This window comes from uncultured Aquimarina sp. (assembly GCF_947495315.1).
Classification (GTDB): Bacteria; Bacteroidota; Bacteroidia; order Flavobacteriales; family Flavobacteriaceae; genus Aquimarina.
Genome location: NZ_CANLYD010000002.1, coordinates 327,974 through 339,930 on the forward strand (window position 1 = coordinate 327,974; position 11,957 = coordinate 339,930).

General features: G+C 33.9%; 14 protein-coding genes. 10 read left to right on the forward strand and 4 right to left on the reverse strand.

All coding sequences use genetic code 11. The features are described from left to right. Positions 1-17: 17 nt before the first annotated feature. Both Q0910_RS04860 and hemH read right to left on the reverse strand, forming a co-directional pair. Positions 18-1,400, reverse strand: coding sequence for an MATE family efflux transporter (locus tag Q0910_RS04860; RefSeq protein ID WP_299213161.1), 1,383 nt, complete (start codon positions 1,398-1,400; stop codon positions 18-20). Continuing rightward, positions 1,400-2,437 (reverse strand): ferrochelatase, encoded by a 1,038-nt coding sequence (hemH, locus tag Q0910_RS04865; protein WP_299213163.1) that lies wholly within the window; start codon positions 2,435-2,437, stop codon positions 1,400-1,402. Before hemH ends, Q0910_RS04860 begins: the two co-directional genes overlap by 1 nt. A gap of 241 nt (positions 2,438-2,678) precedes the next feature. Here hemH and Q0910_RS04870 point away from each other — a divergent pair, with 241 nt between their 5' ends. Further along, positions 2,679-2,861, forward strand: a complete 183-nt coding sequence (locus tag Q0910_RS04870; RefSeq protein WP_299213165.1) for a hypothetical protein — start codon at positions 2,679-2,681, stop codon at positions 2,859-2,861. Here the strand turns inward: Q0910_RS04870 and Q0910_RS04875 are convergent, their stop codons facing one another. Beyond that, positions 2,862-3,752: an AraC family transcriptional regulator gene (locus Q0910_RS04875; protein WP_299213167.1), complete on the reverse strand. Its 891-nt coding sequence runs from the start codon at positions 3,750-3,752 to the stop codon at positions 2,862-2,864. A gap of 198 nt (positions 3,753-3,950) precedes the next feature. Here Q0910_RS04875 and hemA point away from each other — a divergent pair, with 198 nt between their 5' ends. From hemA to Q0910_RS04920, 9 genes are all read left to right on the forward strand, one after another. After that, positions 3,951-5,201: a glutamyl-tRNA reductase gene (hemA, locus tag Q0910_RS04880; protein ID WP_299213169.1), complete on the forward strand. Its 1,251-nt coding sequence runs from the start codon at positions 3,951-3,953 to the stop codon at positions 5,199-5,201. Further along, the gene (gene hemC / locus Q0910_RS04885; RefSeq protein WP_299213171.1) at positions 5,201-6,115 is read left to right on the forward strand and encodes a hydroxymethylbilane synthase; all 915 of its coding nucleotides are present in this window, start codon (positions 5,201-5,203) and stop codon (positions 6,113-6,115) included. The genes hemA and hemC overlap by 1 nt, the downstream gene beginning before the upstream one ends. After that, on the forward strand, positions 6,116-6,778 hold the full coding sequence (locus tag Q0910_RS04890) for a uroporphyrinogen-III synthase (protein ID WP_299213172.1): 663 nt from the start codon (positions 6,116-6,118) through the stop codon (positions 6,776-6,778). Further along, a complete protein-coding gene (gene hemE, locus Q0910_RS04895; protein ID WP_299213174.1) occupies positions 6,775-7,800 on the forward strand; it encodes a uroporphyrinogen decarboxylase in 1,026 nt (341 codons plus the stop codon). The genes Q0910_RS04890 and hemE overlap by 4 nt, the downstream gene beginning before the upstream one ends. Before the next feature lie 2 nt (positions 7,801-7,802). Then, positions 7,803-8,300 carry a hypothetical protein gene (locus Q0910_RS04900; protein ID WP_299213176.1) on the forward strand — a complete coding sequence of 166 codons (498 nt, stop codon included), beginning with the start codon at positions 7,803-7,805 and terminating at the stop codon, positions 8,298-8,300. A 72-nt stretch (positions 8,301-8,372) separates the two neighbouring features. Next, positions 8,373-9,164: an EI24 domain-containing protein gene (locus tag Q0910_RS04905; RefSeq protein ID WP_299213178.1), complete on the forward strand. Its 792-nt coding sequence runs from the start codon at positions 8,373-8,375 to the stop codon at positions 9,162-9,164. A gap of 3 nt (positions 9,165-9,167) precedes the next feature. Next, positions 9,168-10,070, forward strand: coding sequence for an oxygen-dependent coproporphyrinogen oxidase (gene hemF / locus Q0910_RS04910; RefSeq protein ID WP_299213180.1), 903 nt, complete (start codon positions 9,168-9,170; stop codon positions 10,068-10,070). A gap of 162 nt (positions 10,071-10,232) precedes the next feature. Beyond that, positions 10,233-10,847, forward strand: coding sequence for a hypothetical protein (locus tag Q0910_RS04915; protein ID WP_299213182.1), 615 nt, complete (start codon positions 10,233-10,235; stop codon positions 10,845-10,847). A gap of 163 nt (positions 10,848-11,010) precedes the next feature. Then, positions 11,011-11,409, forward strand: a complete 399-nt coding sequence (locus Q0910_RS04920; RefSeq protein WP_299213184.1) for a hypothetical protein — start codon at positions 11,011-11,013, stop codon at positions 11,407-11,409. A gap of 13 nt (positions 11,410-11,422) precedes the next feature. Here Q0910_RS04920 and Q0910_RS04925 read toward each other — a convergent pair whose 3' ends face one another. Next, complete coding sequence (locus Q0910_RS04925) at positions 11,423-11,938, reverse strand: GNAT family N-acetyltransferase (RefSeq protein WP_299213186.1); 516 nt, start codon at positions 11,936-11,938, stop codon at positions 11,423-11,425. Between the last annotated feature and the right edge of the window lie 19 nt (positions 11,939-11,957).

Here is an 11,957-nt window from a genome sequence, read left to right on the forward strand (position 1 = left end):
ATAGTAATTAAGCAGTCTTAGTTAGATGTCGCCAAGGTTTTTCTAACTTCTCTATTTAAATAATACCCAGTAAGAATTGTAGAGAGTACATCTGCTATCGGAAATGCAATCCAAACTCCTAAAACTCCAAGGAATGGAGGTAATATTAAGATTAGCGGAATTAAAAAGAACCCTTGTTTTGTAAGACTAAGTAATAGTGCGGGTATTACTTTTCCTATGGATTGGAAATAAGCAGATCCTATAAGTTGTACTATAATAACTGGAGTTGCCAGGAATACTAATCTTAATGCCGATGGAGTTCGTCTTAGAATTTCTTTATTATCGGCCAGCGTTTTTGGATCTAGTGATTCTTTCGTGCTTACAAAAATTGAAATAAATTCTTGAGGGAACACCATAATGATAATAAATATCAAAATCGCCAGTATTCCTCCATAAGTGATGGAAGTATTGATAGATTCTCGTACTCTTTGAAATTTTTTAGCACCATAATTGTATCCGGCAATGGGCATAAATCCTTGATTAACTCCAATTACCGGAAACAGAGCAAACATGAGTACAGTTCTTATAATTCCGTAAGATGCAATATCTAGTTCATCACCATAATTACCAAGGACATTGTTTAAAAGAATTCCAAGTACTGCTATAGTGCCTTGTCTTGCTAGGGTGACAAAACTTAAACCACTTATTTCATTTACGATTTTCTTTTTTAATTTAATGCATTCTAAATTCAATCGTAGTTCGCTTTTAGCAATAAAAAACCAAAGAATAAAGCCAAAGCAAATTGCATAACTAATAAAAGTAGCCCAAGCTGCTCCTTCCATACCATATCCCATTACATTAATAAGAAGATAGTCCAGAAAAATATTACCAATAGCTGGTAATATCATGGCTACCATCGCGAATTTTGGTTTTCCTTCTGCACGTATTACGTTGTTACCCATCATACACATGGATAGCATAACAATTCCGTATAGAACAATTCTGTAATAGATAAGAGCGTAGTCTTTAAAAGAATCATCAGCTCCCAGGAAACCAATAAAAAAATCTTGAAAAAGTAGTCCTACCAGCGCTAATGAACCAGAAATTAAAAAAGTAAGTGTTGTTTGATTTCCAAAAACCCGCAATGCTTTATCATGATCTCCAGAACCCAAAGCTCTTGATAATACCGAACTACCACCAATACCAATTGCTAAACCGATAGCTCCAATAAAAAAGGTAAAAGGAATTACTACTTGTACTGCTGAAATCGCAAGTCCACCTATCCAATTTCCTAAAAAGGCAGTATCTACAATCATGTTCAAAGACATGACTAATATTCCAATAGACGCAGGAACTGCCTGCTGGATCAGAAGTTTGCCAATAGGTTGTGTTCCTAAAGCTTCAGAGTGTACTTTTGTCATTACAGGACAGGGGTTTTAGCTTCTACCCATTCATTTACCCAATTTCCTATTACATCAGCCCAATCATCCCGATCATTTAGACAAGGAATTGTGGTAAATTCTTTTCCTCCAACTTCGTGAAAGATTTCTTCTCCTTCCATAGCTATTTCTTCTAAAGTTTCTAGACAATCGGATACAAAGGCAGGAGTGACAATGGCCATTTTTTTAATACCTTCTTTCCCCATTCTTTCGATGGTTCTGTCTGTATAAGGTTGTAGCCAGGGATCAAATCCTAACCTAGATTGAAACGAGGTAGAATACGTGCCGTTTTTAAGTCCTAATTTCTTAGCTACTTGTACTGTTGTTATCTCACATTGATGACGATAACAGAACTCGTGTTGTATTGATCCTTTTTTAAAGCAACACTTTCCGTCCATTTTGCAGTTTCCGTTGCTAATATCACTCTTCCTGATATGTCTTTCGGGAACACCGTGATATGAGAATAATAAATGTTCGTAATCCAGATCATTAATTTTCTCAGCAATACTGTTGGATAGTACTTCTATGTATGCTGGTTTATTATAAAAGGCAGGAATATCTGCGAACTTCATATGAGGAAAATGTTCTTTTCGTAGTTCTTCTGCAAGTACCAAAATGGTTTCTGTAGTTGCCATCGCGAATTGCGGATATAATGGAATGATTAAAACTTCATCAACTCCTTTTTCGTGCAGTTCTTGCAATCCTTTTTTGATACTCATAGAGCCATACCGCATTGCTAAACCAACCGGAATGGGTGTTCGTTCTGCGACTTTTTTCTGTAATCGCTCTGAAAGCACAATTAGAGGAGAGCCTTCATCCCACCATATTTTTTTGTAAGCGGCTGCAGATTTTTTCGGCCTTGTATTCAGAATAATTCCTTTTACCAACAACGTCCTTGCCCATAATGGAACATCAATAACTCTAGGATCCATTAAGAATTCACCAAGATATTTCTTTACGTCTTTTGGATTAGTACTATCGGGAGAACCTAAGTTGACAAGAAGTACACCTTTACTCATAAATTTTTTCTTTTTCGAGAGGTAAAAATACAAACTATTCTATGGATAGATCATAAAATTATAATAAGACTTATTGATAATAGTATCATAAATTTAATAGTTAAATTAAATATCAAAAAGAGTTTTAAACCCGTTAATATTCTTAAATATAAAGAAACTCTATATGCAAGTTAAAATATTATAAACTAGAAGTTCCCACATAATATTTTCTTATTTTTATAAGATCAAAAAAAGCAATGAAATGAAACGTATTATTGTAGATGTCGAAAAGGACAAGTTACCCTTTATTTTAGAATTATTGGAGAATTTCGAGTTTGTGTCCGTATTAGTGGATAAAGAGGAAAATGACAGAGGAATGTATGATTCGATAGTTTCACTACAAAAAGGAGAAGGAATTCCTGTTAAGGAATCCCAAGATGGTTAATTAGCTTAAGTTCATCACATATTTTTTAGGTGTGGTGCCAAATTTCTTTTTAAAAGCAGCTATAAAGTGGCTTGCTGTGCTATATCCTACTTTTAACCCAACTTCATTAACATTATGGCTTCCTGAGGCAAGTAATTGGCGAGCGACTTCCATTTTATAATCAAATAAAAAAGCATAGACAGGTTCTCCATATATTTGTTTAAACCCATCTTTAAGTTTACTTAAGGGCAACCCAATTTCTTTCGATAATTCCTGAAGGGTAGGTGGTTCTGCCATTCTGGAAATAATAATTTCTTTAGCCTGTTTAATTTTAAGAACATTTTCCTCGTCAACCAGAAATGGACACTGATCTATATCTGCATCTTCGGGTTTATTAAAGTATAAGCTTAATAGTTCATACGATTTGCCTTTAAAATATAATAACTTAATAGATTTGTGTAAGTTGTAACTTAGTATTTGGTTGAGAACGACAGTCATAGAGGGAGAAATGTCTGCATCGGTATAGTATTTTTTATCACGATTACCTTCCCCAAGAAAAGGAATATAATCTGCTTCTCTCGAAAACAAAGAATGAAACTTTTTAATAGAAATCAAAAGAGATACCAACCAAGAGTCCTTTTCCATCTCGAGATTCATAGGCAAATCTCGTTGAGGATTGTAGAGTAAAAGGGATTTTTTTTCTGATAAAGGTATTGCGTAACTTCCGTTGTTAAAATTAAACTTCATAACACCTTTTACACAGAAGTGAAACTGGATATAGCTACTATTAATATCTCTTATAATACGCTGATTATCATTAGTTTCGTTCTGAAATTTTAGGATATAGAAACCCTCGTCTATAATGGTCTCTTCCAGAATTCCTGGAGCGTTATTTTTTAGCTGTATTTCCATGTTTGTTAAAGTATTTATTTAGAATAAATCTAAACAATTTAAATAGCAATCTTTGGGACTCATACAAAAATAGGTGTTTTTACCCGATTTTACATATTTGAAGGTACAAACAACGCTTTCCGATACTTTAAAAACTCCTAGCGTTATTTTTTAAACCTGATCTGGGATATTTTTGCTACGGAAAAATTGAAATAACCAATGGAGTCTCATCTACGTACGAAAGGAGCGAATTTTTATACAATCGGTCTCAGCTATAAAAAAGCTGACGCTGAAATACGTGGACATTTCAGTATAAACGAGGAAGCAAAAACGGCTATTTTAATACAAGCAAAGGAGGAAGGAATTGAAGGCCTTTTAGTAATGTCTACCTGTAATCGTACAGAGCTATACGGTTTTGCACAACATCCATTTCAGTTAATAAAACTTTTATGTGAACATACACATGGTACTGTCGAAGAATTCGAAAAAGTAGCATATGTTCATAAAAATAGTAAGGCAGTAGCTCATCTATTTAGAGTGGGAACAGGATTAGATAGTCAGATTTTAGGTGATTTTGAAATTATAGGTCAAATAAAAGCCGGTTTCAAAGCGTCTAAGAAAGTACAAATGATCAATCCGTTTTTAGAACGATTGACTAATGCTGTTATTCAGGCAAGCAAACGTATTAAAAACGAAACAGAGATTTCTAGCGGTGCTACGTCTGTTAGTTTTGCAGCAGTACAATATATTCTTGCAAGAGTACCCTATGTGACTGATAAAGACATATTGCTTTTTGGTACAGGGAAAATCGGTAGAAATACTTGTGAGAACCTTGTAAAGCATACCAAGAACGATCATATTGTTTTAATTAATAGAACAAGAGATAAGGCCGAGAAAGTAGCTGGAAAATTTAACCTTGTTGTTAAAGATTTTGATAATCTTAAAGAAGAGGTAAATCATTCTGATGTGTTAATTGTGGCAACAGGAGCCCAAAAACCAACAATTAACAAAGACTTAATCACCACAGATAAACCTTTACTTATTTTGGATTTATCCGTACCGAAGAATGTGGATACTAATGTTTCAGAATTACCAAATGTTACTTTAGTACACATGGATCATTTATCCAAAATGACAGATGATACTTTGCAACGCAGAAGAGTTCATATCCCAAAAGCAGAAGCTATTATTGATGAGGTTAGGTCGGAATTCGATAGCTGGATGGAAACCAGAAAATTTGCACCAACTATAAAAGCACTAAAAAATAAATTGGCTTCTTTTAAAGAAGCAGAAATCAATCTACAACGAAAAAAGATTTCTGACTTTAATGAAGAGCAGGCTACAATTATTAGTGATCGCATTATCCAAAAAATTACAAATCACTTCGCTAATCATCTTAAGGATGAAAATACTTCTTCTTCCGAAAGTATAGAACTGATTCAGAAAGTATTCCAAATACAAAATAAATAGTGGAAAATAAAACAATCCGCATTGGTACCCGAGATAGTGAGTTAGCGCTTTGGCAGGCTCATACAGTGCAGAATAAGTTAGAAGATCTTGGCTTTACTACAACCTTAGTTCCTGTAAAATCTACTGGTGATATTGTTTTAGATAAACCATTATATGAATTAGGAATAACAGGAATTTTTACCAAAACACTTGATATAGCAATGCTCAATAATGACATTGATATTGCAGTGCATTCTATGAAGGATGTTCCAACGGCTTTGCCAATAGGTATTGTTGAAGCAGCAGTTTTAGAGCGTGCTAATGTACAGGATATTCTCTTGCATAAAGGATTGGGTTTCTTAGATGGAGAAGGAACTATCGCCACAGGTAGTTTAAGAAGACAAGCACAATGGTTGCATAAATTTCCCAGTCATAAAGTTGTAGACTTAAGAGGTAATGTAAATACCCGAATGCAAAAGCTAAACGATAGTGATTGGAACGGAGCTATTTTTGCTGCTGCGGGATTAGAAAGAATAAACCTGAAACCGAAAGAGTATTTGGATCTGAGTTGGATGACTCCAGCACCAGCACAAGGAGCAATGCTGGTTGTTGCTAAAGAAGAAGATACTTATTGTATAGATGCACTTTCTCATCTTGATCATACAGATTCTAAAATATGTGTGCATATAGAAAGAGAATTTCTCAGAGAATTAGAAGGTGGTTGTACCGCACCGATTGGAGCTTTAGCGGAAATTAAAAGTGGTCAAATTTATTTTACCGGAGTTTTATTTAGTCTAGATGGAAAAGATAAAATAGAGGTTAGCAAAACGATAAAGCTTGAAGATAGACAAAACTTTGGGATAGAATGTGCGCAAGAAATTTTGAATAATGGAGGTAAAGAATTGATGAAGAAGATAAAAGCAAGTTTAAAATAATTGAACTCTAATTCCACCATATTATCCACAAAAAAACTCTCTACAGCTCAAAAAGAGCTGCTACTAAATTCTGGAATTGGATTTGTAGAATATAGTGCAATTGAGATTGAATTACTGGATGTCGATTTTAATGGAGATGTAAAACACGCAATTTTTACCAGTAAGAATGCGGTGAAAGCAATTCAGAATTCAGAATTCAGAGTTCAGAATTGTTTCTGTGTGGGCGAGAATACTAAAAAACTTTTGGAGACAAATGGACTGAAAGTTGCTGAAACTGCTCAAAATGCTACTGATTTAGGTAAAATTATCTCAAAAAACTATAAAAACGAACAGTTTTTCTTTTTTTGCGGAAATCTGAGAAGAGATGAATTACCATTAATTTTGGAAGAAAATAATATAGAACTGGAAGAAGTAGTAGTTTATAAAACACACAAAAAATCTAAGAAATTTGATCGTACTTTTAATGGAATATTGTTTTTCAGTCCATCAGCAGTCGAGAGTTATGTTTCTAATAACCTGATCGATAAAAGCACAGTTTTTTGTATTGGAAATACCACAGCTTCTGAAGCTAAAAAATATACAGACAATATTATTGTTGCTAACAAACCAACTGTAGAGAATGTGATCGTTCAGGCAGTTAAATACTTTGATAAACGGATATGATAAAAAACGATTTATTTCTAAGAGCTTTAAAAGGAGAAACTGTTGATCGCCCACCAGTATGGATGATGCGTCAGGCAGGAAGATATTTGCCAGAATTTATGGCATTAAAGAAAAAGTATGACTTCTTTACTAGATGTAGAACACCTGAGTTAGCATCAGAAATTACAGTGCAACCGATTGATATTATTGGTCCGGATGCTGCTATATTATTCAGTGATATTTTAGTCATTCCGCAGGCAATGAATATAGAAGTGGAGATGAAAGATGGGATTGGACCCTGGTTACCAAACCCGATTCGATCACAAGCAGATGTAGATCAAGTTATTGTTCCAGATATTGATGAAGAATTAGGATATGTGATGGATGCGATCAAGATGACTAAAGAAAAACTTGACAACAGAGTTCCATTAATTGGTTTTGCAGGATCACCTTGGACTATATTATGTTATGCGGTACAAGGACAAGGTTCTAAGAACTTTGATAAGGCTAAAGGATTGTGTTTTTCGCAACCAGAAGCCGCACATCAGTTATTACAAAAAATCACAGATACTACCATTGCTTACTTGAAGAAAAAAGTAGCTGCAGGAGTAAATGCTGTTCAAGTATTCGATAGTTGGGGGGGTATGCTTTCTCCAGTGGATTATCAGGAGTTCTCTTGGAAATACATCCAGCAAATTGTGGATGCACTAAAGGATGAAACAGAAGTGATTGTGTTTGGTAAAGGTTGTTGGTTCGCTTTGAACGAAATGGCAAACTCAGGTGCTGCTGCATTAGGAGTAGATTGGACATGTTCTGCCAGAAATGCAAGATATCTTACCGGTGGAAATATCACGTTACAAGGTAATTTTGACCCATCTAGATTATTATCACCTCCATCGGATATTAAAAAGATGGTAAAACAGATGATAGACGAATTTGGTAAAGATCGATATATAGCCAATTTAGGACACGGAATTCTACCAAATATCCCTGTCGAGAATGCCAGAGCTTTTGTTGATGCTGTAAAGGAATACAAGGTGTAACGATGAAGATCAGGAATATTATTAGTCGATTTAGTGTTAGACAACTATTTAGATTATCAGGGTTGTTATTACAAAATCCATTATATATAATTCCTACATTAAGAGCTACTAAAAAAACAATGATCATTTGCGATTCTTTATATGGAAAAACACATCATAATAACGGAAAGGCAAATGCTTTCAGGCATGCGTTATGGAATGCATTGATTTGTCAAAAAACTTTTGTTCATTCTAAAAATGAAGAAAAATCCATTATCTGGGCTCAGAAAATTACTGATTTACACGAAAAATTAGCGCCTAATAAAGCCATAGAAGAAGCAATGGATTTACATAACAATAGGTTAGGAAGAGCTTATTTTAAACGGTTAAAAAACACTTCGGAAGAGGAAATAATTGCTTTTCTGGAAGAAAAAACGAAGAATGCTAACTTGGTAAAAGATATAAAGGAAATAAATGAATTTGATGACAATTTGGTATATCTTTTTGAAGGGAATAACTAATACATTTGTATAAATTTTGAAACAAAACTCTCAAAAAGACTACTTATAAGAAGTTAACCAATTCATAAGATTATGATCAAGAACATTATTAATGGTATCAAAGCATATTTTGGAGGTTTTGCTTTAATCTCTAAACTAGGATTGTGGAAGTATTTCGCCATCCCGATTCTTATTAGTTTTTTAACCGGAATCATTTTTATGGTTTCAGCTTGGTTTTTATCAGATCCTCTAGGAGGTTTTATTGCCAAGGCATGGGTTTGGGATTGGGGATCAGAAACATTCGCTATGATTAGTAAAGGTTTTAGTATCTTATTAATACTAGCGTTGGGATTAGTGTTGTATAAGCATATCGTTATGGCGCTGTCGGCACCATTTATGAGCCCTGTTTCAGAAAAAGTAGAAGCACACCTTTTAGGAGATGCCCATCAAACACATCAGCATCGTAACACTTCATTCAGAGAACAGCTGATGCGTGGTATTCGTATTAACGTAAGAAACTTGTTTAGAGAATTATTATTTATCATTCCTTTATTAATTCTCAGTCTTATTCCGGTAATCGGAATTATCGCTACGATATTGATATTTGCCATACAAGCATATTATATAGGTTTTGGAAATATGGATTATACGATGGAACGTCATTTTAAGTATAAAGAAAGTATTCAATTTGTAAGAAAGCACAGAGGAACAGCCATTGGTAATGGTATTGTGTTTATGTTCATGCTATTTATACCCATAATTGGGTTTATTGTTACACTTCCAATTTCTGTAGTAGCTGCGTCTACTGAGACAGTTAAAATTTTGAATCAAAAAGGACTTATTGAAGGAAAAGATTCTAATGAGGTTTCTAAAATTGAAGCATAAAACATGAAAGAAAGATTCTATCAATATATACAAGATTTACAGGATACAATTACGTCTGGATTAGAAGCAGTTGATGGTCAAGCTACATTTAAAGAAGATATCTGGAAACGTCCTGAAGGTGGAGGAGGTCGTACACGAGTTATTGAAAAAGGAGCTGTATTCGAAAAAGGAGGTGTTAATATCTCTGGAGTTCATGGCAAATTACCCAAAGCGATGCGGAGCTATTTTAATGTAGGAGATGTAGACTTTTTTGCCTGCGGATTGTCACTGGTGTTGCATCCTAAAAGTCCAATGGTACCAACAGTACACGCCAATTGGAGATATTTTGAGATGTATGATAAAGAGGGTGCTGTTGTGGATAGTTGGTTTGGTGGTGGACAGGATCTTACACCATACTATTTGTTTGATGAGGATGCAAGACACTTTCATCAGGTATGTAAAACATCTTGTGATAAACACAATCCTGATTTTTATTCATTGTATAAAAAGAAATGTGATGAATATTTTTATAATGCGCATCGAGGTGAAGGTCGTGGAGTAGGAGGTTTATTTTTTGACTATTGTAAGAAAACAGAGACGATGACTATGCAAAATTGGTATGATTTTGTAACAGAAGTGGGTAATAGTTTCTTACAGGCTTACGTTCCTATCGTAGAACGAAGAAAAAACACAAAATTTACTGATATACAAAAAGATTGGCAGGAGATTCGCCGTGGTAGGTATGTAGAGTTTAATTTGGTACATGATAAAGGAACACTGTTTGGGCTAAAAACAAACGGAAGAATTGAGAGCATTCTAATGAGTTTACCGCCACAAGTACAATGGCGCTATGATCATCATCCTGCATTAGGTTCTGAAGAAGAACGATTACTAGAAATTTTAAAGAACCCGAAAGAGTGGGTGTAATCCTACCAAAAACCGGGTAAAAACCGGTTACTATTCAAGTTTAATCGGATAAAATGCACAAAAATTAGGACAAAAGGTTGTTTGTATGGTTTTTTTTATTACCTTGCGCACACTTATGGGGCTTATTGAATAAATTTTTAACCAATTAACACCCAGAACCCTATGAAAAAAATTTTACTATTATTAACTGTAATCCTTCTGACTGGATGTCAATACTTCACAGATGGAAAACAGAAGTCTAAGTTTACAAATTTCTCCAAAAAAAACACAATCGAGTTTCGTAAGAATACGATAATGCTTACCAAGGGGTATGAAAAAACAAGCCCTGAGCAGTTTAAGGTTCGGTTAGATTCATTAACCGATAGCCCTAAATTTAAGAAGATCGCGTTAGAGGAATTGAAAAAAATCGAAGATAAAAATGTTGATTTTCAGTTGTTCGTTGATGAGAAAAATGTAGAAAACTATGTATTTATTTATGCGTGTGATTTTTATCAATTAGATGAGCATAGAGCTGCTACAGTTGTAGAAGCGTTAAGCCGACAACTAAAGGATGAAGCAAATGTGCAAGAAGTACGTTACAAAAGAATCCACGGAAGATTTTTCTTTACTCCAACTTCTAAAATTGTGAAGTTAAAATACCTAAAAGGGTATAAAATGGAAAAGAAATATCAGGCAGAGTACATTGTTGCCTCTAAAACAGGTGGTATTGGGTTACTGATAAGTAATCTTGAGAATGTAGATTTTGAAAATTCTATCAAGAGGCTAGCTGTGAAATAATACAGTATACCAATTATGTTAATTGGGTTTTCATATAAAATTATAAAGGTATTGGTTATGATAATCAATACCTTTTTTTGTATCCTTATAGTTAAGATTGATATTTTGATTAAAATCGACTGTCTTCAATTCTTGGTTGAAGACATACTTTAAAAGTGAAAAAATGAGAAAAATTTTAATACTTTCTATACTAGTTTTCATTACTAGCTGTGCTCGTAATGTAGAGCCTACAGCAGAGAATATTAATAAGATTTTTACTTCTCAGGATTTTACTTTTGAATTTCATCAAATAGGAGCAACAAAGAAATCAATGAGCTTCAGAGATGATTATCTGGTGTATAAAAGTGACCAACCTACAATAAGACGTGAGATCACCTACGATGAGGTGCTGCTAATTAATGATTTTATCCAGAAGATTGTCAATTTACATCAGGATGATAAGGATACGGAATCTTCTTCCTTTTACGTAGTAAAGAATACAGCTTATAAAACTACTATTATCCCAGAGCAAGAAGGTTATTATTTTGAGGCTTTATTAAGAACGTTGAAGTTAACCGATTAGAAATGTAATAACATTAAATGGTTTTTAGCATTACTTTGTTTTCATAGGTGTTCATTTCCATTTCGAAAAAAGCATTACCGATGCAATTAAATTGTTGTTTTTCATAAAAAGAAATTGCTCTTTCGTTTTTTATATATACCCAAAGCCAAAGTTCTGTATACTCTTTACTATTTAATTCTTTTTCCACCGCATTAAGTAATCCAGAACCCACACCTTTTCCAAAAAACCAATCCAGTACATATAGTTTTCCAAGCTCTGGAGCTATCTTATTTCTTAAAGGACAAGTACTTTTATAAACAATCTCTGCAACTCCTATAGGATTATCTTTGTAGGTTGCCACAATAATAGAATCTTCCTCTTTTATGGTTTTTTCAATGGCTTTTACAGAGAATTTATCGGATACAAAATTGGCAAATTCTTTAGTGATTCCTTGTACAGCATATGTTTTCATATATACCTGTTTGTACAGAATGGAAAGTTGTAAAGTATCACTCAATGCAGCTTTTCTATATGTAATCTCAGTATTCATTATGTTAATAAAATAACCG

Coding starts and splice junctions, on each gene's coding strand:
- Q0910_RS04915 (WP_299213182.1), top strand. CDS start 10,233: ATGAAAAAAATTTTACTATTATTAACTGTAATCCTTCTGACTGGATGT.
- hemA (WP_299213169.1), top strand. CDS start 3,951: ATGGAGTCTCATCTACGTACGAAAGGAGCGAATTTTTATACAATCGGT.
- Q0910_RS04860 (WP_299213161.1), bottom strand. CDS start 1,400: ATGACAAAAGTACACTCTGAAGCTTTAGGAACACAACCTATTGGCAAA.
- Q0910_RS04900 (WP_299213176.1), top strand. CDS start 7,803: ATGAAGATCAGGAATATTATTAGTCGATTTAGTGTTAGACAACTATTT.
- hemE (WP_299213174.1), top strand. CDS start 6,775: ATGATAAAAAACGATTTATTTCTAAGAGCTTTAAAAGGAGAAACTGTT.
- Q0910_RS04925 (WP_299213186.1), bottom strand. CDS start 11,938: ATGAATACTGAGATTACATATAGAAAAGCTGCATTGAGTGATACTTTA.
- Q0910_RS04905 (WP_299213178.1), top strand. CDS start 8,373: ATGATCAAGAACATTATTAATGGTATCAAAGCATATTTTGGAGGTTTT.
- hemF (WP_299213180.1), top strand. CDS start 9,168: ATGAAAGAAAGATTCTATCAATATATACAAGATTTACAGGATACAATT.
- Q0910_RS04920 (WP_299213184.1), top strand. CDS start 11,011: ATGAGAAAAATTTTAATACTTTCTATACTAGTTTTCATTACTAGCTGT.
- Q0910_RS04870 (WP_299213165.1), top strand. CDS start 2,679: ATGAAACGTATTATTGTAGATGTCGAAAAGGACAAGTTACCCTTTATT.
- Q0910_RS04875 (WP_299213167.1), bottom strand. CDS start 3,752: ATGGAAATACAGCTAAAAAATAACGCTCCAGGAATTCTGGAAGAGACC.
- hemH (WP_299213163.1), bottom strand. CDS start 2,437: ATGAGTAAAGGTGTACTTCTTGTCAACTTAGGTTCTCCCGATAGTACT.